The following is a 23,168-nucleotide window of genomic DNA, read 5'->3' as shown; positions in this document are numbered from 1 at the left end:
GACATTAATGAGTAAACTAAATCACATATTTCTAATTTTATTTTTCTCTTTTAGTTGTCAGTCCCAAAAAGATTTGACCTCTGTTAAATATGAGCTTAAAAAGGATACTATTATCTGTTCAGCTTTGGAAGGAGAATATAGTTTTAATACGATTAAAATAACTCATAAAGATATATTTATTGAAAAGAAAATTAATGCATACTTGTTGGAACAAGAATATGATCAAAACACTAATTCATATATATCAATTTATCAGAAATCTATAGATTCTTTAAAGAAATCTTGTAATGAGGCCTATGATTTCTCTAATTTTATTTTTAATGAATATGAAGTACTTTATAATAGTAATTACTTTCTATCTTTAAAAGATTCCTACTACCTTGACCGAGCATCACAGGAAAATATTTCATTTTATAATTTTAATCTAAGAAATGGAGAATTATATAACGTTTTTGACATCATAGAAGAATCTAAAAAAATAGAATTTTTAGCTCTGATAAATACTAAGGTGCAGAATGCGATTGATAAAGAGATAAAGGATTCTGATACCAAAGAAAAGATAGATCTTGATAGAGTTGAAACAATAAAAGAATATAGAAAAGAATTTACCGAAGAAAATCTAGATTCTTTTTTTCTAAAAAAAGATAAGGAAACTTTAAAACCTCTTTTATCCTTTCATTTCTCATTAGAAATGCCCCAAGTCGTTAAGGCATTCGAACCTCATTTTGACCTTTCTTTTCCTGTAAATGAAATAATATTATATCTCAATCCTTCTTTCACAAAACAATTTAAGTTGAATTGAAGTTGTAATCATAATGTTATGTATAGCGTTAAGAATAAACTACTGTAATTATCGGGTCTAATTTTTATTAATTTTATAAGCACTTAACCTAGAACTCCCTAATCACTATAAAAACAATTGATAAAATATTTTTATTAGTATTAAAAACCATATTATCTCTTACAGGTCATAATAATAAGGCAACGTAAAGAAAAACCAATAGGCTTAAAATCAGAAGGAATAAAGGAATGAAAAAGATATTTTTAGTAGTCATATCTTTGGGTATAATTGGAGGTGCATTTGGTCAAAAGCAATCTATTATACTTAAACAAAAGAATAAAAAGATAGAATCTTTAATTCCAGAAAACTGGACCATTATAGCAATGGATAAGAATGGTGATTTAAATGATGATGGAATAGATGACTTAGTTTTTGTAATTAAAAAAGAAGATGTTAATAATATTATAGCTAATAGCGAAATAGGATCTGATTCGTTAGATGTCAACCCTAAAATACTTGGAATTTATTTTAAAGATAAAAACGGATGCTTTGAAAAACAACTACAACATGACACTTTTGTTGTTGTAAATAATAACCCGACAATGGAAGAACCTTTCCAAAATCTTGAAGTTAGTAATGGCGAACTAACGTTTAAATTTCAAGAATTTTATAATGCAGGGAGTTGGTATGTAAATAATGAATCATATACTTTTAAATATAATGAAGGACTATTTAAACTAATAAGATATTCAAATTTAAATTTTCATCGAGCTACAATGGAATCAGAAGAAGAAAATACTGATTATATTAAAGGAATTACTTTGATAACAAAGGAATCATTTAGTGAGGACGATGATGAAAAAGAAAATCCGATTATTAAATCAAATACAATCAATTTTACTCCTAAAAAATTACAATCATTAAGAGAATTAAAAGTTCCCTTCTTGTTCGAATAAATCCTTTTAATTGTAAGCAAAATACTCTTTAATTTTAAGCTTTTTAGCTAAGCTTAGATATTTTGGAGATAATTGATGAAAATGAATATGAAGAAAGAAATGAACTCAAAGATTTGAGTTCAGAATCAGATTATAAACTATCTAATGAATCTTTGAAGGATTACTCTTTTTTGTTAATAAATAAAAATGGAAAGCATGGTATTGAATTAGATTATGATTTTCCTTTTGATACTAGAATAACCAATGTGTTAGGAAAGCCAGAATTGTTTTTTAGTTTCTCCGAAATAAAAGAGTTTTTAAAGCGAGATTTTTGAGTATTATAAAGTTCATCAAAATTGATGTATGAAAATAATTATAACTAAATTTCAACTATTAATTGTCGGTTTATAGTTGGGGATCAATTACTCTAATTATCAACAGCGAACTATCGAAAAAATAATCTGGCAAAATAGTAACGTAAAAATTTATGCTCATCATTCTATTATTGAAGAAGGAGTGGAAAGATTGGTTGTGTATTCCAATAAAAAAGATACTTTACTAAACTTTTTACATGAAGATGGAGGAAAGATTACATTTCCTTTTGTAATAAATACGAATGAAGAAGTTTTTATTAATTTTTTTGAAATTTGGGAAGGAAGCGGATTTCTCAGCAAAAAAAACTTTTACCATCTAAATCAGCAGGGATATACTTTTGATAAAGTAGAAAATGTTCCAATAGAAAATGTTTTGCAAGCGGTAAAGACAAAATTTAAAATAAAGGATAGTATCTATACTAGAAAAGGAGAATTTTATAAAAACTTTACTTTTGATGAAACCTGTTTTAATGAAAATAAAGAATTACCCTTTTCTCTAGTGATTTATAATCATGATAACCCTAATCTTAATAAAGGTTTAGAAGGTTTTAAAACTGTAAAAGGTGTTTATAAATTCGAAAAAGAAAAGGATTATATTTTAAAACCTACTTTGATAGATCTTAAAGATTAGATGTTAATGCTTTTATACCGAATATTATTAGTATTTACTATCATTTTGTTTTCTTGTAAAGAAAATAAATCTGAGAGAGTTTCCGATAATTTACAAAATAGCTCTTCAGAGAATTCTGTTGCTGATTCTAAACAGTATAAGATTACCAAAAACTGTAAGGATACTACCTACACTATAGATCTAGATTTTAAGAATGAATCAATTCTTATACAAAAAAATGATCAACAATTTCAGATTTTAGCTTCCAATTTAATTGAAGATGTTTCAAATAATGAAATGGTTACAGATTTAAATATCATTTGTAATTGTGGAAGTGATCATAATGAAATAAGTATCAATTACGAATTTGATCTTATTCATTATAAATCTAAATCATTTCAGCATAGGATTGTTTTCAAGGAGGAATATGTTTTTATAACGAAAGCATATCATTTTTATAGCGATAGACAGGAAGAAAGCCTTTTTGGAAAGGTTTTTCAGGATAATATTTCCTATTCATATAACGAATCAGTTGATTTCGAAAGTGATACCACACGAATTATAAATTTCAGGAACTTTCAAGACCAAGCATATGAGCAAAATATAGATCTTTATTCTATTGCTATTGAAGATTTATATAAAACGAGAGAGTTTGATAAATTGAAATTGTTTGGTGATAGTACTGTATTAGAAATTGCATTGTATAATGTAGCAATTAATAAAGCATTAGTACAATATAATGACATAGCGTATTACTTAGAACAAGGAAAAGCTTATAAAGAAGCAATATTTCTTTTAGAAAGAATAGTGAAAGAAGCTCCAAACAGAACCGTTGCATATATTAATCTTGGAGACGCTTATTGGGGGATAGGAGAAAAAGAAGAAGCTAAAAAGGCTTATCAGACGTATGTAAAACAAATGAAAGCTAACGGTAAAGCATCTAAAATACCTAAATTAGTTTTAAAAAAAATAAAATGAGGAAATTAATCGTATGCATTATATTTTTATTTTCTGGATATGTCAATTATGGTCAGGATATATATTATGTAGCCGCAGTAAACGGTCTTATCGTAAGAGATCAACCTTCCTCGATCGGAAATCGTATTAGTAAGCTAAAATTTGGTCAAGAAGTTACTGTTATAAACAAAACTGGAATAAGTTTTTCTGTTATAGATGGAGGTTTGGAAGTAAGTGGAGAATGGGTAGAGATAGCATTAGTTTCTTCAAAAAATCAAGCATCTACAAAAAAGTTATATGTTTTTGATGGTTATTTATTATCCAAAGATGATTTTGATAATTATTCATTAAAAAAACAAAATTTAAATTTCTCACCCATTTACCCCTTATATGAATATGAGCTAAAACCAAATACTATAATCGAATTTATACCTTTAACAGATAGTTTTCCTTGGAGTGAGAATGATAATTCATCAATTATAGATGATAAATACTTGGGAAATGCCAAATATGAAAATGATAATTATCATCAATTAGATGCTAAACATAGAGATATATTTTTTACAAAAATGAATATATCTGAAAACCATAAAATATTCGTTTATAACTTATCTAAAGATAGGATTATTGTATATCCTGTTAAAGATCAACCATTGGTAGGGGTGCTTAGTCCATATCAATCAGGAAGTGGATTAACTCAATATGATTATATAGTAGGATTTGAGATTGCTAAAAGATCTGCAGAAAATGGATATAATAGGGATGTTACTTTTGTCTTTGTAGGAGACAAAAATCCTTTTCATAAAGGGAGTATGGAACCAATAATTTGGAATAAGACAGAGGTTGAACAATCCCTTAATCTGATAAATAAATTAGTGAAAAATTCTCAAATTAATAAGCAAACTACTAAGAATGTATTTAAGTTTACCAAAAGCACTTTAGATTATTATTTATTGGATTTAGAACAAGAAAATGAGAATAGGCGTATGCGATTAGTTGTAATAGATCAGCAATTTAAAAAAGTATTAGCTAATTTTATGTATAAAGAAAGTGAAGGTAGAACTTTTACTCCTTTGATATTAGAAGGTGAACCTTTGGATTATGGTATAGATCAATGGACAGGTAAAATGTTTAAAAATAAGGAATCAGTTATTTTTGGTTTTTTTTATAATTCTTTCGGTTGTGATGCTATAGAATTTATAAATCCTAGAAGGAATTACATTCAGATAAGATGCGATAATAGACATTAATTAAAAATATTCTTTTTGCATATGAGAATGTTGTATTCATCTAAAATCAAAACCTACATGTTTCATAAATATTTGATCATAATTCTTGCTCTAACGATTTCCTGCAATTCCAATTCTAAACCTACCGAAACGAAACAAGAAGGTATTACTGTTTTAGGAGATGGCACTAAAGTAGAGGATGCTGTAGAGCGTATTCCAGAAAGGGTAGAAGACGCTGTAGAAAGTAGAGAAGAACCTGCAGAAACCAATGAAACTTCTGATCATTCTGAAGATATTTTCCAACCAACACCATTTATTGCTAAAATTCTAGACCAATTGGGAGTGCAACCCAAACAAGTATATGAGGAGTTTGTGGTGCAAAAGGTAATGCCTTATGATACCAGTAGTACCATTGTGGTCATTCCTACTGTAGCGAGTCAGGAGTATGATTGGGAAGTTTTTACGTTAAATAGTTATGTATTGGTAGTAGATTCCGAAACAGCAAAGATCAAACAACAGTTTTACGAAAAAGAAAGTTGGTACTCAGATGCTATTGAGCTTCGGGAAATAGGAATTGATACTGCTAACTATATGGTTGCTGAAGGGAAAAGAGCTTTTGGAGTTACACTGTATTATATTGGAGCTTCCAGACCGAATCCTATGAATTCTAAAACCCTGTCTTTATTCATTCAGGAAGAGAATACATTGGTGCAGATTTTAGATGAATTCGAAATACATTCCTTTTGGGGTGAGTGGGACGTTCAATGTACCGGAGAATTTACTAAAGTAGATAAGATTCTGATAATGGATACCAATCCGTATAATGGATTTTATGATATTAAAGTACGAGTAGAAACTAAAAATATAGAATCTTTTGAGAAAGGAGAAGATGATTGTGATGAAAAAGAAACGACACAAACATCCAAACAATTACTACGTTATTATGATAGTTATCAGTTGTATAGTAGAACCTATGTTTTAGAAGAAACTGCTTCTTGTGGATTAGAAATCAAATTAACGGGCGACCAGTACCATCTAAAAACCAGCAAACGAGAACACACTGGAACCTATAAAATCCAAGATGGATATATCACCTTCAAAGGATTATTAGCCGATAATCCCAAAAGAGAAGTACAAGGTAGTTATAGCAAAGATGAAATCGTGATACAAAATTATGGCAATGCTATGAATCAGTTTACTGTCTTCGAAGAATGCTCAGACCAAAAGTACTTGCGTTTGGTGTTAGAGGATTGATGTTTTTAATTGCATCCTTCTAAATCTCCCTTCTAAGGATTATAAATACTTCCATTTAGTCTAAAAATGTATTCATTTTAAGAATCCTTAGTGATTTCTGTTCAGTATAATAATTGCTTTGTACTGGCCTATCAAAAAGAATTTTAAAAAACAAGGCAGCCGTTTGGGGTTGGGATCAAAAACTGTTTGAACGTAGTGAGTTTTTTTCATCCGTGGCTGGTGATGCCGTAGTATTTTCTTAAGTTCGTTTTGTAAGCCTAGACTTTTTTGTTTCTTTTTTTGGCAATGAAAAAAAGAAAAGAACTAAATAGATTAAAGGAAATTACAATGATATAACTTTTTAAAAAATCATCGTATCATTTCGACTTCTATACATACGAACTTCAACATATAATTAGTTATTATGTAAAAAGGAATAATCTTTGTTACATATTCTAAAATCATCAAAGTTTCTTTCTTATGAAGCAATACATTCTTTTAATCATTCTATTATGCAATATCCAAGGCTTTGCGATTCAGCATGACTATATAGCATTAAAGCAGCAAATCGAAAGAGTTCAAAAAGAAAAACAAAGTGCCTATAACAGCGTAGTTTCCGAAGAAGAGAAAGAAGTGATTATCGCAGAAACACGAACTTATATTTTCAATACATTAATTGATAAAGTAATTCCTTTTTGGTATGGAACACCATGGGATTATAATGGTCATACCAAAACACCAAGAAAAGGAAAAATTGCTTGTGGTTATTTTATTACCACCACTTTAGAAGATATGGGATTTAATATTCCAAGATACAAATGGGCACAATCTGCATCAGAAGTATTTATCAAAAAATTAGCGGGCAATAATATAAAACGTTTTACAAACGCTTCTATTGCTAAAGTTGAATCTTATGTATTACAAAAGGGTGATGGGCTATATCTAGTAGGCCTAGATGATCATACGGGATATATTGTGGTAAAAGATCAGAAAATCAAGTTTATACATGCAAATTATTACCAACCAGAAATCGGTGTAATGTCTGAAGCTTTAGATACAGAAAATCCACTAAAAAATTCCAGTTATCGAGTGATCGGAACCTTATTATCAGATACGATGGTACTTAATTGGATAACGAATACGCAGTATCAATAGGAAGTTGAGCTTGTTATATCCTTAAAGCATACTGTTTTTACTTCTAGGAATTAATGTATTAATGAGAATTACAATGGATGATTTTGTAGAATTCATTATATCTAACAACCTTTTAAATGTTGATCAGGACTATTGATACTTTACTTTATTGTTTAAATAGAAATATTGAAAGAAAAAATATTCGGCAATTCAATTTAAAAAAATAAGGGGAATCTTCCAACCATAACAGTGGTTTTCAGGGGTGTTTTTCATGTAGGAAAATTGTTACTTTGATTTCAGCAACTGACAACACACAAAGCTATGCCCATTTTTACGATTCAAGAACACCTAGAACATTATCAAACATTAAAAAGTCAATTTGTATCTCCATATCATAAATCACAAGTACTGATGGAGGTAAACTTATATAAAAAGGTAATACAAACAGGACTTATCCAACATATCCAGAAAAGTCCGATTATCGAATTCTACACGACAACAGACAGAAAAGAAATACCCAAAAAGCATTGGACACCCCAGATGAAAAATGCTGCATTGGCCTATATCAAAGAATATCCTGTTTGGGATGCAGGTAAGAATTTTTCTGTGATAGGGAAGACCTTATTTTCTATAGCAGGTATTGGAGTATTGGCAGCTTGTATTTTTATTTTTTATCTAGCCTTTTTTACTACTCCACAGTCTAAAAATGCTATCGATGAGTTCGTTTCATTACCAGAGATAGGAGATAAGTATTATGGATTTATTCATCAGGTTATAGATGAAAATCAACCACCTTTTTTAGCACATGGATGGATCAAAATAGTAGAAACTAATCCAAAAGATAGTACGTGTAAGTATGTAACAAGCGCTAGTGTAGGAGATCTTACTTTTGATACGCTAGAAGCTGAGCACACCAATTTTTCTGCTCAGTTAATCGAAGGGAAGTTTATCGCCGACAAATCTTCTCAAAAGATCTCTATTGTTTCATATGACAAACGAATGAAGTTTGATGCACAAGTCATGGGAAATAACAAAGGGCATTATAAAATAAACTCTATTAAATAGGAATACTCATTTCAATCACAAATCTATTCAGTGTCTCAAATTTAAAAAAAGGCTTTTCAAGTACTCGTTGTAATCAGTTGTTTAACCATTTTAGGTACAAGTTATTATTTTATAAAAACAAGTATCGATCAAAAGAATCGGACTAAGAAGATACAACAAGAGCTTAAAGAAGAACTTATTCGAGATTGGGATTACCAATATGCCAAACTAAAATACGAAGCTTGTAATTGGAGTAGTATCTATGCACAGATCACATTGATAGAAAACAGAGATACAGTAGCATATGATAATTATACGGTATCTGATTTTTCGAGAAAACATTCTAGAGTGATTCAGTTTTGGGATCGTATTCAAGAAGATCCGTTTATAAAACACTATCAGGTACTGGATCCACAATTAGACAAAATATTTCCATATGGAGATTCTTTACGACAGCTTACCAATACCTATAACAATAGAATGAAGTTATCCGAATATATAACTTCCTTACACGCTTCTTTTAATGATATAGTGAATCATACAAAAGAAACCGATAGTATTATAAAATATCAAACCATACGCGAGGACACTTTTACCACTTATTTTTATTATTTGAGCAAGCTAGATCGTACGTATTATGATCTTCTTTTCGAGGATTATCCAAAAGCATTGTATTATCTCGTATCTGGAGATAAGAAGCTAGAAAAAGAAGCTGTTTCGCGATTGATTTATAGACAAACTCAGGAATTAACTTATGTAAAGGATCATGATAGTTCTTCTCCTATGGGGAAATTTAGAGATTATATGAAAACATATCTAAAGACGAATACTGATTCTTTAGACAACTATGTAGTAAAGAAAAATGATAGTAAACTTTTATTATTAGTCAAAACACTTCAATTTAAAGAAACAGATGCTATAGCGTTAAAAACTGAATATTTACAGGCCTTGATCGATGGTGCATCATTACTCAAAGATCAACATACGAAAGAGGTGTATGTGTATTTAGAATTTTTTGATCCTGAAAATTTCTATACAGATATCTGGATACAAACGCCAGATCAACGATATGATAAGGTGGAGTATCCAGACGATATTCCAAGGATGTTATCCGATTTTTATAATATTGATGCCTATCAATACCATATCAAAGGCTCTTTTTCCGTTCTTGATGCCTGGTATCCAAAATTAAAGCAAGAATAATGTTCTTACTCTCGTCTTAAGAAAATACTTCTTCAAAGAGGACACGTGTCTAAGTGCTGTCGGGCTTCGACTCCGCTCAGCCCTCGGAATCCGAACACTGAGCGTAGCCGAAGTGTGAGTTTATGGTCTTCGAGAGCCTTAACCCTCGGAATGCTTGGAACCCTGAGCCTCCTCCATAGGCGGACACGTGTCGAAGGGTTGGCAATGCAAAAAAGAATGCATAAATCTCTTCACATATCCCTGTCACAACGCCAGTATATTCCTCAAAAACCAAATCAGAGCTGTCAGTAAGGATCTACTGAGAAAGCGTTTAATGAAATATTTAAAATGTAGGTTTCTAAAAAGAATACGTTTTTAACCCTTTGTTTTATAGTGATTTATCAAAACGTCAGCCTGTCAGTAGAAGTTTTGTTGATTGAGAAATATATAATGATTTACAGAAGAAGTTAGTAATTAATAAGTTAAGTTTTGTTTTTAACACAAAATTATCAACAAAGTCAATAAATTCTTAAATTATCGGTATTGTAATTGACGATACATCATCTCAAATGAATGTTAAACTCAATCTGGATAAATTTATAAGGAGTTATGATTCTTATTGTTAGTGATTGTATTATTCAAGAGAAGAACGTTCCAAAGCAGCGCTTTGAAATCTTTTTCACCAGTATAAGATTTGTTATACGTTAAAAAATCTTGAAGCCTTGGAAAGATTTTAGTAAAACAAATCTGGTTTTTATTCGCCTTAGGAGAATAAAAAATACCTTGAAAAAGCGCCCTTTCTTTTGTTTCGTTTTCTTTGGGCGATCAAAGAAAATGAAAGAGTAGGATGATAAGTGAATTTTGTAATTGCTAAATATTTAAACTTCCAGATTACTAAAACAAATGAAGTATGAGTAATGTATTAAACAACCGATTATCGGTAACCGTAGATCCAGCAGTGATCACAGAAGTAAAAAACAGAATTGAGGAAATCAATACGCTGTTACCATTTTTAACAGGATTGACAAAGGAAGAACGTAGAACCCTTCCAAAGATCAATCGTAGTAACAAGATCTTTGTAGAAGATACTTTGGACAGTATGCGCCAAAACGGGAATATCCTTCCTAATTTTATTAGTGTGGATGAAGTGGAGAAGGATTATGATTTGTATAATGAGCTTAAGGTACTGGCATTAGAATTAGCACAGTTAACCGAAAAGGTTAATGACACACATATTCTGGCAGGATCCGAAGCCTATACCACATCCTTATTAGCGTATAAAATGTTTGGCGTAGCTGCTAATAGTGGCGTAGCGGGAGCAGAGGCGTTGCATAACAGACTCAAAGAACGTTTCGTAATTGCTGGCGGTAGTAGCACCGATGACGATACCCCAGACGAAACCGATGAGAATTCGGATGCAGCGTAGTGAGACTTCGAGAGCCTCAGTCTCCACAGAAGAGTGAGGTTCTCGAACTCTGAAGAACCGGGCTTCGACTCCGCTCAGCCCTCGGAATCCGAACACTGAGCGTAGCCGAAGTGTGAGTTTATCGGATTTCGAGATGGATACTGAGCTTGTCGAAGTGCTGTCGAAGTGGTAGCCGAAGTGTGAGTCGAAAGATCGAAGCACAGCCCACGCTATTTACCAAACACCCCTAATCATTAGCAATAATGGTTAGGGGTGTTTTTATGGAATTTAAAGACCTGACTTTATATTAATTGGCAGCCCTATTTTAAAACCAAATCGAAGATCTTTATCTTCTCCTCTTGGATCTTTATTTAAGTCACTCCTGTCTAAAAAGGTTTGAAAGGTTAAAACATTTTTAGTTTTATCTTTGGATTTTAAATTTATTAAAAGTCCAAGCCTTAACCTGCCAATTTCGATGTCTTCTATATCTTCACCACTAGGAAAGTTTGTATAAGAATAGCCTACCGATCCAAATAAACCAATTGGCCAATTCCCATATTTCGGAAGCCAGTAAGCTTCAAAACTAAAATCTGACGACGTCCCATACTGATATTTTTTATCACCAACATAAGCATCTCTTGTACTTACTAGTGTTATAGGGTTACCATTTATCGAATCTCCAGTTGCTTCTGTAAATCTTATATTTCTATTACGGAATGAGCTACGGTTGGAGTTTCTAGAAACCGATATTGCAGCTTTTGCATACCAATTCTTCCACCAACTTATATTAGATTTTATATAATGATTTAATCCAATAGTAGTCCCATATACATCCCCAAATATTTCGCCAAACTGCCTGCTGAAATCCTGTATAGTGCTATCAGGTTGGTAGATAGTAAAATTCTCTCTTTGATAGAAAGGAGAAGCAGAGAGGAACCAGATAGACTTTGAAGTCCAAAGATCTTTTGTTATTTTTTTTTCTAAACCTTGAAGCTTTAATTCTAAACTATCTTTTAAGAATTTTTGAGTTGATTCGAATTGATTAATCAATTTTTCAACATCAATCTTTTGATCAGCACTGAAGTCTTTTTTTAACTTTTGTTTCAGTTGCTTTCCCAGATCTATCTCTAATTTTGGAATAACATCATTATTTTTAATATCCATTTCTGTTAAGACATAGGCAGGATCAATATCAAATTTTACAAGATATTGTTGTTCTAAAGTGGTTTTCTTCTTTTGAGTATCTATTGCATCTGTAATGTCTATATTAAGACTTTGCAATTTTGCTTTTAATTTTTCATATTTAGAAAAAGTTTCTCTGAGTAACTTACGTTTGGCTAGGTAGTTTTGAATGTATACCCGTTCCGCTTTGGCTTTATTATTACCAGTAGATGTTCTAAGACCATTAAATTTTCTAGAAGGTTTAAAGAGTTTATAAAAGTTTACAGTAAACTTTGAGTTTTTGCTGCCATTTCCTTCATCAAAAAAATATACTCCATTATCTACTGAGAATTCACCATCTATTGTGGCAATAAAACTTGAGTCATTTTTTAATAGACCGCTGGCTTTAATGGTTGAATTATTGTCTTTTAATTCGAAAACAAGACCTTGTTGTGGAGTGTTATCCCCGACTACTAAAAAGTTAAGATCTTCAAAAGAAATTTTTCTAAATGTTTGATTGGACACCAAGTTATCTGTCGTAATCTTAGGAATATTTTGCCCATACAAAAATAAAGAGAAAAATAGAAATGCTAAAAATGAATTTTGTTTCATAAATGGTTTATTAAAGTAATTATACTAGACGCTTTAAATGTAATTGTAAAAATATATTTTGATGATAAAATTGATATATAACAAAGCTAAAAGTGGGGAATATATTCAGATAAGAATATAGGTTAAAATAATAATATTTTTTGGTATTTACAGGATTTAAAAACAATTGTATATAACAAATATAAACAACAGAAGGTTTCATCATATACCCAATAATAGGTATATTTTCAATTCATAATCGATGTGTGTGTTAAGGGAAATAATAACTTTTCAAATATTCAAAAACTAATCTGATGATTTCAAACCTTTAGAGATACATACATTTTCTTTAGCAATTGATACTATTAAAAAAGAAATGAAAAAAGGAATATTAGGATAGCTTTTTTCAAGATTATATGAGATAACAAAAGATTGCCTTTATTGGTAGGAAGTAGAAGAAAATTCTATCGCTAAACAAATGGTTTCGGATTTAAACATGTTTAGTGAGATAAATAAAGTGTATGAAGATGATAAAGAAAAACATAGGAACCTTTCTGGAAAAGGAAAAGCAAGAACGAATGAAGTTATGAATATTAGCAAAATATTATATGTAGGCACGGTAGAAGGTAAGGTGAGAAAAAGTGATGGATTGACTACTATTGCTTCAAGGACTTTTCAACATTTAGGATTTTATGACAAAGGAAGTACAGGAGGATTACATTTATTGTATTAGGTAAATTATTAGTTAAAGTTACACGTAATTGAATTACCAAAAGAACTTTTTAGGTATAGTAAAATATTGGAAAAACTATTAGCGGTTGAGCTAAAACTTTTAAGTGGATCTCATAGTTAGATTTAAAACCTTTCCAAATCATTTGTAGTAATAAGGCTTATGTCTTAATTCTTTTCATAATTACATAATACTCTTCCATATTGTTTTTCTGCCTTGTATTTGCAAATTTTGCGTATAGAATCTTTGCAACGACTTAGACCTCTACAGTTTTTATTATAGTGATATGTTAGACTGTTTGTACTATTACAGATATAAACTTCTACTTCGCATTTAGTTTTTTTCTTTTCCTGATCTAAGTTATCATCTTTGGAACGCTTTGACCAAATACCAATATTCTTTTGCTTAGCGATGATTTCTAAAGTGTCATAGTGAATATCAGTAGAATATTTTTTGAAGTGAATTGCATATCCATTAGCTACCAATTCTTTGTTAAGTACTTTATCCTTGTATTTGATTTCTGCTATGAGTCTACGATATCTATCATAACGACCTTTGGATATTACTGTTACTTTTTTACCAAAACAAAAATCAGAAGTGAATTGTTTTGCCTTTTTCCAATAGTCTTGTTTTTTTTCTGGGCAGTCAATATGTTCCAACCTTATGACTATAGGTTCATTATTGTATAAAACTTCGATAGTATCTCCATCTTTAATACCAATAACTTTTGCTTCAAACTCTTTAGGTAATTTGTTAACAACAGTAAATGCGGTTAGCGTAATAAATGATATAACAATTAGTAAATAATTTCCCATAGGCTTTTCTTTTTCAATGTATTAAAGTAATAAATTTATACATCAATTGCATAGACTACGATCTACATAGGTTTTATTGCCATTAGAATTGATATAATAACATCCTCCTCTAGAACCTCGGATATACTTTCTATTAGGTTTGAATCTATATCGTTTCTTTTTAGTGGTACTACTATTAATAGAATTATAATACGAGCTTTTTGAATTGTAATTAACGGATTTTGTTAAGTATTGCTTATTTGAAGTAGAATTTGAAGTATTTCCAAGCTCCTGATCAATAGCATCTATTCTTTGTTGAATTTCTCTTACCTGCTTTAATAGTTCCTCACGTTGCTTTACCAATTCTTCTTTCAAATACAATTTGGTTTCTATGCTTTGAGAATTAGATGGGTAAGAGAAAACTATTAAAAGGATTAAAAGTAGTGTGTGTTTTTTCATCTTTTTAATAAAATAAAGTCCTTAATTATTTTGTCCATATCTGAAGGTAAATCAGCATTTTTAATTGCAAACCGTTTTACTTTCATTGTAGTCAACCAATTGCTCCAAAAAGTTCTAATTACATCTTCTTCATAAGGATTTTGTTTATCTGGGTGAAGTCCTAAAACAAGGATTTCTAAATTAGATAGATCATCTGTAGCAGGAATGAATCCATAACCTTTTTCTTTAATTCTAGAACTCCAGTTTTGTGTATTTAATTTTTGGGATCTTATGTATTGTGGTATTAGATAGGAGGTGAAGTTATCCTTCTTCTTGATAAGATCCTTATGATAAATATAGCCATCAGTAAGTATGATAAGAATATTCCGAAATTCATTTTCAATACAGTAATCCATTACCTTACTTTTAAAAAATCCCCATGTATTTGATCCAACAAAGTCATTATCTGCTATTGCCTGATTGTATATCCCAATAGGTAAGTTATGATATACGGAATCTATTTTACAAAGCAATTCATTGGTTATAGTAGTCTTGTCTACTTGAAATTTCAATCTATTTGATACACTACTTATCTTTTTTGATTTAGGTTCAGGATCAAAGAATAGTTGAATCTTGTCATTCATTTGATTAATTCTTTTTATCCTTAGGTGAAAGTTGAAAGCTTCGGCTATAGATTGTATATATTCAACATCCCTTTCATAATATTCCATTGATTCTTTTGGAAATTTTTTAGGGTCAATTCTATCCGAAAGATCTAAAAGTATACTTATGTTTAGATTTTCCTTCTGATTTTTGTTGGAAGTAAATGCTTTAGGTATTGGTTTACTGTCAAAGCATGATGTTATTTCTTTTTTTTGTTCTTCCTTACCACATGAAAAAAGGATCAATATTGCTATGAAATTTGTGTATAATTGTTTCATTATAGTTGTTTTTTGGTAAATAATAGATGCTGATGATCCATTTGATTCAATTGATGCTCATTTAAATGAGCGGCAGATACTTTTTCGCATTCATCCAATAACTCCTGTTTTTTATCATGGGGTAGTGCTAGTTCAGCATTTATTGACTGATACCACCCTTCTTTATATTGATAATGGTAATGAAGGTACTCTTTGACTGGAAAAACAAACCCATCAATTTGGGATTGTAATTCTGATATTTTCCCTGTAATTGAAGTTATCTCATGTTTTATTTTATCTATGTTACTTAGTAATTCGGTTTTCTTATCTAAAAGATTTTGTAACTCTTCTTTTTTAGCTCTTATAAATGCCTTTATTTTATCAACATTCTCATATTCTTTCATGACAAAATCGAATACTAATCCCCAAATCATATAAACGACAAATCCTGCAAATATGATCATCCAAAATTCTGCTTCTTCAAGGGCAACCGGTAGACCATAAGGTTCAGAACTTGGAGTTCTGTTGAAATCATAGATCTTCTTTTCAATGATATATGCTAATAAGCCATCAAAAAGAAATGTTACCAGAAATAAAATCCCAATTTTCAGATAACTGCCTAGTCCTTTTCTCTTTTGAACCATATGAATAACATATCCTAACCCCATAAAAACAAAGGGAATAGTGATCACTAACAGTCCTTCTAACCAACTAGCTTTTATTGCATTGGTGAGTGCATTGGGATCAAATATGGCCGCGGTTAAACTGTCATCAGAAAATTCTTTAAAGAATGCAGAATACGATGCTGAAATGTAAAAGACCAGTAAGTATATAGAAATAGGTAATAAAATGAACAGACCAATATAAAATTGAGCTTTTGGTCTTTTGTCTGCGTCAATACCAAAATGATCTGGATTCTGTTTTACATCAACCATTTCATGTTTCTTAGTTTCAATATCCCTATTGATGTTTTTTTCTTGCTCCTCGTATATAACTATAGCTGTTTCTCTTTTTTTTAATTCAGTTCTTTGTCTTTCTTGTTCTTCTTTATAAGGTTGTTTTAAACGTTGTTGTTCTGTTAGTTGTTTTCTGCATTGATCTTCAAAACTATTGTATAAATTGTGGAGACCAGTTCTTAATATAATAGGGTTTCCGGATGCTTTTTTTGAAGCACCATAACCGCTTTGATAATAGGTTATCCTTATTTGTTCTCCTTGATTTTCTTCACTATCATTGGAAGCTTTAGGTTTAGACTCAACTTTTTTAAGTGTAAATAGTTTTTTTACAGAATCCATAGGCTAAGATTTTATTTGTTCAATGATTTCTTCTTTACTAATTCCTTTTTGTACACAATCCAAAAGGTACTCTGAGAGTTCTTCAATATTTTCTTCAAGAAATTGAAATTTTCTGCAATATTTTTTTAGAGTAGTTATTTCATCTTCTGTAATTTTTTCATCTGCCCAAATCATCCGTGATAAATCATATAAATATTCTATACGTTCATCAAGGCTATCAGGAATAATGGACTCATGACTTATAGGATTTAGTAAAAGTTTTTCGAGTTCTTCTTTTTGGATGCCTCTTTCTTCAGCAAAATGGTATAACATTTGAAGTTCTGGGACGCCAAAACTGTCATCGGATATAGCCATTTTGTAAAGTCTAAGAAAGTGACTTTTCAATTCTGCTGAAACCGTATAATTCTCCATAATTAAGTTGCTATTGCAATGATTAGTATTATTATTAAAAGAAATATTAAAGAGGCACATCCATTATCTTTCTTGTTATTTGGTTTTGAATATCTTTTACCAGAGTTTGTATAATGACCTCTTACATATGTTCCATCTTTTTTATAGTATCCTCGTCGATATCCCATATTGTTTGTTTTGATTAACTACACTTACAACCAGTTCCAACTATCCATTTACAGCATGGGTCACTTTCGCATTGAGATTTAGGTTTGTTCGAACAACCGCAATTAGTTGTCGAGGCACAAGTTCTTATGCTATTGCCTGGTTCTTCACAAGCTATTCTATCGCCATCTCTATCCAAATCATTTCTACATTCTGGATCAGCATCAAATGCAGCTTGAGCGGCTGCTTGAGAAGTATAATTTGCGCAGTTGGTATCCCTACAATCAGATGATGTATCTAGTTCTGTTTCGGATTCAGAACAAGAGTTGAATAATAAAGTGAGCATTAGCATTAGGAGCGTGTAAAATAAAGTCTTTATATGTTGCATATTTATGTGTATTAGTTAGTTATTAAACAAATAATGAAAGCACCAGAGGTTGCTAATAGTATTAAGGATACAAGACATCCACCTCCTTTTGATTTTTTAAAAGTTTTGCGATAGGATAATCCTGGAATTCCAGTTCTAATGGAATACCCTTTAGAACTTAGGGATCCTCTTTTGTTTCTGTAACTAGGAGTTACTCCAGATTTACTAATATTGATTCCTAAACCTTTTCCTAGTTTTATTCGTTTTCTGTATTTAAAGCCCATATTCCTAACTACTATTTTAAAGGTTTCCTATATTGTTTTTTTAAATCAACTTGTTAGTTTTATGAAATTAACCTTTCAGCTATTTCTTTTTCTTCTATAATTTTTTGATTAGGTAATAACATTAGTTTTTCATTATTTAAAGGATGATCAAAAATGATGAAACCGCTTCTGCAATTCAGATATCTATATCGTAATACTTTTAATCCTGAAATGAGACCTTTTTCACAAGTTTTTTCATATACATAGTTTGAGCACGATTTTCTAAAAATGCAACGCCGTCTTTTAGTTTTAGGAATTAAAAACCAGTATAACTTTATAGCAAATAGAAGTAAGAATTTCATCATGGTTTTTTAAATATTACAAGACCTACGTGAGAAACCATATCAGGTCTAGCTCCTAGACCGAAACATCCTTGATTCCCAGGGATTAGTTTATCGCTATATTGATGATTTACATATTCCCAACCATACGAATGTTGGGCATTAATGATATTTTGTAATTCTGCTGCTACGTCCTTACTTCTTTCAAAATGAACTACTTTAAATTCCATAATAGATTTTATTAATTAATATTCTTCAAACTTACCAGTATTCAAAATCAATTCCTTGTGGTTTTCCACAATGACATTCGTTTTATAACAAAAAAACCTGCCAAGTTTAAAGCTTAACAGATCTACAATAAGAGCTCGTTACCCCATAACAAGCTTTATGTTTGATTCCAATTGTAATATTTTATTCTTCTGAATTATCATTTTCGGTTTTAGGAAGTTCAAGTTGGGGAATCGTTTGTATAGCATTTCCTGCAATCCCTTTAATTGAACTGTACATGTAATTAGTATTCAAAAGTACTTTATCTATTTGCTTTTCTCTTTTTTTCCAATGCCCTTGAATTGAACGTTTTTCTCTTTCTAAATCAGTTTGCATTTGAGTAAAACCTTCAACAATAGCTTCTATTTGTAATTTGAATTCATTGCTGGTTAAGAAATTATAGAGCATAACCATTTTATCGCCTTTATTCTCTTGACTTGCAATCGCATTTGATAGGGTAATTATATTCTCTCGAAGAACCAAACAGAGTCCCTTAAACTCTTGATATGTACAAACCCAAACTCCTTCTAGTAATCCCATTCTTTCCATGTTTTTGGGCATAGCATTGGTTACAAGTACTCCAATATTGGCATTTTGCTCACGCATATCATTTCTAAATTTTTCAATCCAACTCGATTGAAATTCTTTGGTTCTTTTGCTTTCATAATAGATAGAACCACAATTAGCATTAGTTCTTGTTTTTATTATTTGGAGGCAATCAGCACCACGTTGCCCCTTTTTGATTTCTTCAATTTCGTCTAACAGAAAGTTTTTCTTTAACCATGCTTCTATACTTAATTCTTGTATTTCTCCTTGTAATTGTATGGAACCTTGTTCAGCTTTTCTTTGGGCTTCTGAAAGTTGTTCTTTCAGTTGCTTAATTATCATTTCTTTTTCCGAAACTTTTAGCTCATTTTTATCTGCTTCTCGCTTAGCGATTTTGATTTGTTGTTCTTGTAGAATTTCTGTCAATTTCTTTTGATTTTCAAGCTCTATTTCTTGACGTAATTCATTTTTTTCACGTTTGAGTTTTTCAACTTGAGATTTAGCTTGATTTAATTCTATAAGTTTTTCGGATTTTTCAGTTAATTCTGATTGTAGTGATTTATATTTTTCTTCATTTTCACGCTCTAGATCAAATTTGATTTTATTTGTTATTTCTTTCTTTTGGACTAATAGCTTTTCTTTTAACTGACTTTCTATGGTTTCAGAAATTTTCTTTTCCTTTTGCTCAAGCGCAATACCTTTTACTTTTAATTTTTCTTCTTGTTGCTCCAATTCTTTTCTAGCTGCGGAAATTTTAGATTGGTATTTCTTTTTGATGTCTTCTTCTAATTTGTGATATAGAATTTCATCTACATTAATTTCCTTTCCACAATCTGGGCAAATTATATTTATCTCTGTACTCATTTTAATTTTGGTTTTTACAAACCTAAATTCTTAAGAGTAGAACTCTATGTGGTTTCCCACAAAGGATAGAAAATTTAGGAAATTAGTCCCATTCCATCCACCAAATGGATTAATTGGATAGTGGTTTTGGCATCAAAGTCCTGGCGTAGTTTTCGGATTTTGTCTTCAATAGATCGCTTACTATTAGGTTCGATACCTTTTTCTATAAAGTGAAGACTGATTTCGTCTTGCTTATAACCATTTGCCAACAGTTTTAGCAATTGAACCTCATAAGGATCTAATTGTGTAACATTACTTTGGTGCAATGCATGTTTAGATACCGGACAAGTGCAGGTATTTCCAAGATACACTTGTGAAATGGCTTTTTTTAATTCGGATAATCCATAAAGGCCTTTGCAAACATATCCATTAATGTTATAACTGTCGAAAAGAGACTTGATAATAGCAGGTTTATCTTCACCGCTAAAGACAATGACCTTAATATCTGGTTGGATATTTTTTACCTGATGGATCAATTCTTTTCCAGTTGTAATGTTATGAGATATTCGAGTATCTAGATTAAAGGAGAGATCACTAATCAATAAGTCATAAGGTTGTTCTTTGATGATCGCTTCTTTGATTCTTGATAAGGTCTTATCACAAGATTGGTTGGTTTCAGCTTCTGTTTGAGTAAGTGCATTGATGGACGAAACTATACCCAAATTTTCACTGTCAATATCCTCTGCAATAATAATTCTCTTAAACATAGTTTTGGTATTATGGGGCGAATTCAATAATAGCTTTAAAACCTTCTTGCGGTTTGGTTTCAAATGTAATGGTTCCTTTCATATCTTTAATGCGGTTTTCCACATTGTGAAGCCCATTTTTGTGCTTTTGAGTAGCATTAAAATCCATACCAATACCATTATCAGTATATTTTACGATAATATTCTTTTTCTCCTTGGTGATACTAACGGATACTATATTCGCTTGACTATGCTTTTTCATATTGGTCAACAGTTCTTTCAGTATCCAATAAAGTTCTACTTTTTTATAGTTAGTGACTGTTGTCCAAAAATCATCTTCCTGGGTATTGGTAAAAACTTTGATATTCCGATTACCATAAGAATTCAAAAGTGATAATAGTTCGTCACCATATTCAGGACCAGTTTCAATTTTATGATCTCTAGAAAAATCTCGCACTTTATTATATACAGCATCTAATCCATGAATGATCTCATTATTAGCAGAATTTGCAGAGCGATGAGTTTCTTGTTGTAATTGAGACATTAAATAGAATACATCGTTACCGACTTCATCGTGTAGTTTTTTGGAAAGTCTTTTTTCGGTGGTGTGGCGTTCCATGATTTTTTCTTTTCGGTGTTTTGTTCTTAAGTAGAAGAATGTAAAAACAAACGCCATAAGAATTATTAGTCCACTTCCTGCATATAGGATGTTTTGATTTTCTTTTTTCTGAAGAAGTAATTCTTTTTCAGCGTTTTCTACTTCAAGTTTTAATGCCGTTTCTCTATCTTTTCTTGAGTCATAACGCATTATTGCATATTTTTTTCTTGAAGCTTCTTTTGCATTATTCACACTATCCGATATTTTTATGTATAAATCAGCGTATTTTTTTGAAAGTTCTAAATTGGAGTGATTTTTTAAGAACAATAACGCTTTAAGTCTGTCATTCACATTATTTTGTTGAATAGTTAACCTATATAGTTCAAGTGCGTGCTTTTTGGCTTTTTGAATGTTTGTTTTCGAATAATAATTCATTAAATGCTCGTTACTTGCTATTAAGCCAGGAATATCTTTAATGGATTTTCTAATATTTATTGAGTTTAGTAAATCAGCTTCAATTTCTAATTCATTATTAGCCAGCCATTTGGTATAAGTTAAATTGTCGAATATCCTATTATACAATTTTTCCTTTTTTTTGACGATAGGATCTTGAAGTAAAACAGTGTACAGTTTTATAGCCTGATCATACTTTTTTACTTCTTTTAGTGTAACACATTTCGTATTTATAAACTCAACTCGGTCTTTACTACTTTTGGTATTATTTATTGCGCTGTCATGAAAAATTAATGATTTTTCAAATTCACCTTGCTCTCTTAAGCTAATACCTAATGTGTTATACACCCGTGGTCTATATAAACTATCGTTCTGAGTTAAATAACTTAGAGCTTCGAGTGCACTTGTCTCTGCTTCATAATAGTCATTATCATCAAGTAAAACTCTTGACATGGATGTTATTCTTTTTCCTACTTGAGAGCTATCATTCTGGGAAAGGAACATTTTTTTTGATAGATCAAAATAGAAGTAAAGACTATCAAATTCTGATTGATCTTTATGATAGCTTCCTAGTTTAAAATAAGCTTTGCCAATTTTTGATGTATCTTTTTTTATCAAAGAAAGTTTAAGCATTCTTTTTGCATAAAATAAAGTACTATCCGTAAATTCTGTTTGTGAGAATATTGCGTTCTTGAGAGAGTAAATGTCAATTAGAAAGATACTATCTTTTTTGTGTTCATTGGAAATTGATAATGCTTTATTTAAATAATCCAAACGTTGTGTGAATGGTAATTTCTTCTCTTTTCCTAGTTTGTATAGGGAAATTATAGTGTCATTATATTGAGAATTTTTGGTGTTTTCAAAAGATGTTTTAGTTCGAGAACACCCGAAAATTAAGAGGAAAATAAAAATAAATAAAAAACTAAATATTTTAAAATTCATAGTTCTAAAGTACTAAAAAAAGCCACACAAATGATGTGTGGCTTTAGTAAACTAAACTATAAATTATGATTAATCATCATTCTCTTCTTCTAGTTGACCATCTTCCCCTTCGGTAGCAAGTTCTTCAATAGCGATTTCTTCTGCTAAATCTGAGGTTGTACAAGAGAATAATGACATGTTAAACAATGTAATTCCTAATATTAAAAGTGCTTTACGCATGGTTTCTGAATTTTAAAATTTGACATAGCGGTTGCTGTCTGAGGTTTTAGCTCAGAGGATAATTGCCAATCAGCAACTCATTTAAATTCAGAAGAGGCCTCTTCCTATTTTTGAGAAGTATGTTTGGAAATAGTTAGACAGAAAAGCTTGTTGTACTTCTCGGATCAACTCCCAGATCCTATCTTATCATTTCCAGTTTTGAATTAGTTTGTATA

27 protein-coding genes are annotated in these 23,168 nt (G+C 30.7%); 12 read left to right on the top strand and 15 right to left on the bottom strand.

Features of this window, described 5'->3' with window-relative positions:
* Positions 1 to 7 precede the first annotated feature (7 nt).
* The 11 genes from Q1B37_RS07145 (at position 8) to Q1B37_RS07095 (ending at position 10,905) form a co-directional block, all read left to right on the top strand.
* The gene (locus Q1B37_RS07145; RefSeq protein WP_299897212.1) at positions 8 to 802 is read left to right on the top strand and encodes a hypothetical protein; all 795 of its coding nucleotides are present in this window, start codon (positions 8 to 10) and stop codon (positions 800 to 802) included.
* Positions 803 to 1,029: 227 nt separating this feature from the next.
* Positions 1,030 to 1,737, top strand: a complete 708-nt coding sequence (locus Q1B37_RS07140; RefSeq protein ID WP_299897209.1) for a hypothetical protein — start codon at positions 1,030 to 1,032, stop codon at positions 1,735 to 1,737.
* Between the two features lie 62 nt (positions 1,738 to 1,799).
* The gene (locus tag Q1B37_RS07135; RefSeq protein WP_299897208.1) at positions 1,800 to 2,051 is read left to right on the top strand and encodes a hypothetical protein; all 252 of its coding nucleotides are present in this window, start codon (positions 1,800 to 1,802) and stop codon (positions 2,049 to 2,051) included.
* 76 nt (positions 2,052 to 2,127) lie between these two features.
* Entirely contained in the window at positions 2,128 to 2,721 is a 594-nt protein-coding gene (locus Q1B37_RS07130) for a hypothetical protein (protein ID WP_299897205.1), read from the top strand.
* A gap of 6 nt (positions 2,722 to 2,727) precedes the next feature.
* Positions 2,728 to 3,678, top strand: coding sequence for a tetratricopeptide repeat protein (locus Q1B37_RS07125; RefSeq protein WP_299897201.1), 951 nt, complete (start codon positions 2,728 to 2,730; stop codon positions 3,676 to 3,678).
* Positions 3,675 to 4,907 (top strand): SH3 domain-containing protein, encoded by a 1,233-nt coding sequence (locus Q1B37_RS07120; RefSeq protein ID WP_299897199.1) that lies wholly within the window; start codon positions 3,675 to 3,677, stop codon positions 4,905 to 4,907. Before Q1B37_RS07125 ends, Q1B37_RS07120 begins: the two co-directional genes overlap by 4 nt.
* 57 nt (positions 4,908 to 4,964) lie before the next feature.
* A complete protein-coding gene (locus Q1B37_RS07115; RefSeq protein ID WP_299897196.1) occupies positions 4,965 to 6,140 on the top strand; it encodes a hypothetical protein in 1,176 nt (391 codons plus the stop codon).
* A gap of 459 nt (positions 6,141 to 6,599) precedes the next feature.
* The gene (locus Q1B37_RS07110; protein WP_299897194.1) at positions 6,600 to 7,274 is read left to right on the top strand and encodes a hypothetical protein; all 675 of its coding nucleotides are present in this window, start codon (positions 6,600 to 6,602) and stop codon (positions 7,272 to 7,274) included.
* Positions 7,275 to 7,574: 300 nt separating this feature from the next.
* Entirely contained in the window at positions 7,575 to 8,318 is a 744-nt protein-coding gene (locus Q1B37_RS07105) for a hypothetical protein (RefSeq protein ID WP_299897191.1), read from the top strand.
* Between the two features lie 255 nt (positions 8,319 to 8,573).
* The gene (locus tag Q1B37_RS07100) at positions 8,574 to 9,500 is read left to right on the top strand and encodes a hypothetical protein (RefSeq protein WP_299897189.1); all 927 of its coding nucleotides are present in this window, start codon (positions 8,574 to 8,576) and stop codon (positions 9,498 to 9,500) included.
* An 889-nt stretch (positions 9,501 to 10,389) separates the two neighbouring features.
* Entirely contained in the window at positions 10,390 to 10,905 is a 516-nt protein-coding gene (locus Q1B37_RS07095; RefSeq protein ID WP_299897186.1) for a hypothetical protein, read from the top strand.
* 267 nt (positions 10,906 to 11,172) lie between these two features.
* Here the strand turns inward: Q1B37_RS07095 and Q1B37_RS07090 are convergent, their stop codons facing one another.
* On the bottom strand, positions 11,173 to 12,657 hold the full coding sequence (locus Q1B37_RS07090; protein ID WP_299897183.1) for a hypothetical protein: 1,485 nt from the start codon (positions 12,655 to 12,657) through the stop codon (positions 11,173 to 11,175).
* Positions 12,658 to 13,114: 457 nt separating this feature from the next.
* On the opposite strand from Q1B37_RS07090, the gene Q1B37_RS07085 reads away from it, so the two are divergent.
* Entirely contained in the window at positions 13,115 to 13,369 is a 255-nt protein-coding gene (locus Q1B37_RS07085) for a hypothetical protein (protein ID WP_299897180.1), read from the top strand.
* 164 nt (positions 13,370 to 13,533) lie between these two features.
* Here Q1B37_RS07085 and Q1B37_RS07080 read toward each other — a convergent pair whose 3' ends face one another.
* The 14 genes from Q1B37_RS07080 to Q1B37_RS07015 all read right to left on the bottom strand — a co-directional run bounded on the left by Q1B37_RS07080 (position 13,534) and on the right by Q1B37_RS07015 (position 22,953).
* Positions 13,534 to 14,181, bottom strand: a complete 648-nt coding sequence (locus Q1B37_RS07080) for a thermonuclease family protein (RefSeq protein ID WP_299897177.1) — start codon at positions 14,179 to 14,181, stop codon at positions 13,534 to 13,536.
* Between the two features lie 42 nt (positions 14,182 to 14,223).
* The gene (locus Q1B37_RS07075; RefSeq protein ID WP_299897174.1) at positions 14,224 to 14,619 is read right to left on the bottom strand and encodes a hypothetical protein; all 396 of its coding nucleotides are present in this window, start codon (positions 14,617 to 14,619) and stop codon (positions 14,224 to 14,226) included.
* Positions 14,616 to 15,539, bottom strand: coding sequence for a hypothetical protein (locus tag Q1B37_RS07070; protein ID WP_299897172.1), 924 nt, complete (start codon positions 15,537 to 15,539; stop codon positions 14,616 to 14,618). The genes Q1B37_RS07075 and Q1B37_RS07070 overlap by 4 nt, the downstream gene beginning before the upstream one ends.
* Complete coding sequence (locus Q1B37_RS07065; protein WP_299897170.1) at positions 15,539 to 16,813, bottom strand: ABC transporter permease; 1,275 nt, start codon at positions 16,811 to 16,813, stop codon at positions 15,539 to 15,541. The genes Q1B37_RS07070 and Q1B37_RS07065 overlap by 1 nt, the downstream gene beginning before the upstream one ends.
* 3 nt (positions 16,814 to 16,816) lie before the next feature.
* Complete coding sequence (locus tag Q1B37_RS07060) at positions 16,817 to 17,224, bottom strand: hypothetical protein (protein WP_299897165.1); 408 nt, start codon at positions 17,222 to 17,224, stop codon at positions 16,817 to 16,819.
* 2 nt (positions 17,225 to 17,226) lie between these two features.
* Positions 17,227 to 17,391 carry a hypothetical protein gene (locus Q1B37_RS07055; RefSeq protein ID WP_299897162.1) on the bottom strand — a complete coding sequence of 55 codons (165 nt, stop codon included), beginning with the start codon at positions 17,389 to 17,391 and terminating at the stop codon, positions 17,227 to 17,229.
* Positions 17,392 to 17,405: 14 nt separating this feature from the next.
* The gene (locus tag Q1B37_RS07050) at positions 17,406 to 17,756 is read right to left on the bottom strand and encodes a hypothetical protein (RefSeq protein WP_299897159.1); all 351 of its coding nucleotides are present in this window, start codon (positions 17,754 to 17,756) and stop codon (positions 17,406 to 17,408) included.
* An 11-nt stretch (positions 17,757 to 17,767) separates the two neighbouring features.
* Positions 17,768 to 18,019 carry a DUF4236 domain-containing protein gene (locus tag Q1B37_RS07045; RefSeq protein WP_299897156.1) on the bottom strand — a complete coding sequence of 84 codons (252 nt, stop codon included), beginning with the start codon at positions 18,017 to 18,019 and terminating at the stop codon, positions 17,768 to 17,770.
* Between the two features lie 59 nt (positions 18,020 to 18,078).
* A complete protein-coding gene (gene yidD / locus Q1B37_RS07040) occupies positions 18,079 to 18,360 on the bottom strand; it encodes a membrane protein insertion efficiency factor YidD (RefSeq protein WP_299897153.1) in 282 nt (93 codons plus the stop codon).
* Complete coding sequence (locus tag Q1B37_RS07035; protein WP_299897150.1) at positions 18,360 to 18,569, bottom strand: hypothetical protein; 210 nt, start codon at positions 18,567 to 18,569, stop codon at positions 18,360 to 18,362. The genes yidD and Q1B37_RS07035 overlap by 1 nt, the downstream gene beginning before the upstream one ends.
* Positions 18,570 to 18,750: 181 nt before the next feature.
* Positions 18,751 to 20,016, bottom strand: coding sequence for a DUF2130 domain-containing protein (locus Q1B37_RS07030; RefSeq protein ID WP_299897147.1), 1,266 nt, complete (start codon positions 20,014 to 20,016; stop codon positions 18,751 to 18,753).
* 74 nt (positions 20,017 to 20,090) lie between these two features.
* Entirely contained in the window at positions 20,091 to 20,762 is a 672-nt protein-coding gene (locus Q1B37_RS07025) for a DNA-binding response regulator (RefSeq protein WP_299897142.1), read from the bottom strand.
* 10 nt (positions 20,763 to 20,772) lie between these two features.
* Positions 20,773 to 22,734 carry an ATP-binding protein gene (locus tag Q1B37_RS07020; RefSeq protein ID WP_299897140.1) on the bottom strand — a complete coding sequence of 654 codons (1,962 nt, stop codon included), beginning with the start codon at positions 22,732 to 22,734 and terminating at the stop codon, positions 20,773 to 20,775.
* Between the two features lie 69 nt (positions 22,735 to 22,803).
* Positions 22,804 to 22,953 carry a hypothetical protein gene (locus Q1B37_RS07015; protein WP_299897137.1) on the bottom strand — a complete coding sequence of 50 codons (150 nt, stop codon included), beginning with the start codon at positions 22,951 to 22,953 and terminating at the stop codon, positions 22,804 to 22,806.
* Positions 22,954 to 23,168: the final 215 nt, after the last annotated feature.

It is taken from the genome of uncultured Aquimarina sp. (genome assembly GCF_947492965.1).
Lineage (GTDB): Bacteria > Bacteroidota > Bacteroidia > Flavobacteriales > Flavobacteriaceae > Aquimarina.
The sequence above is the reverse complement of the archived record's forward strand: the minus strand, read 5'-3'. Positions and strand labels throughout refer to the sequence as shown.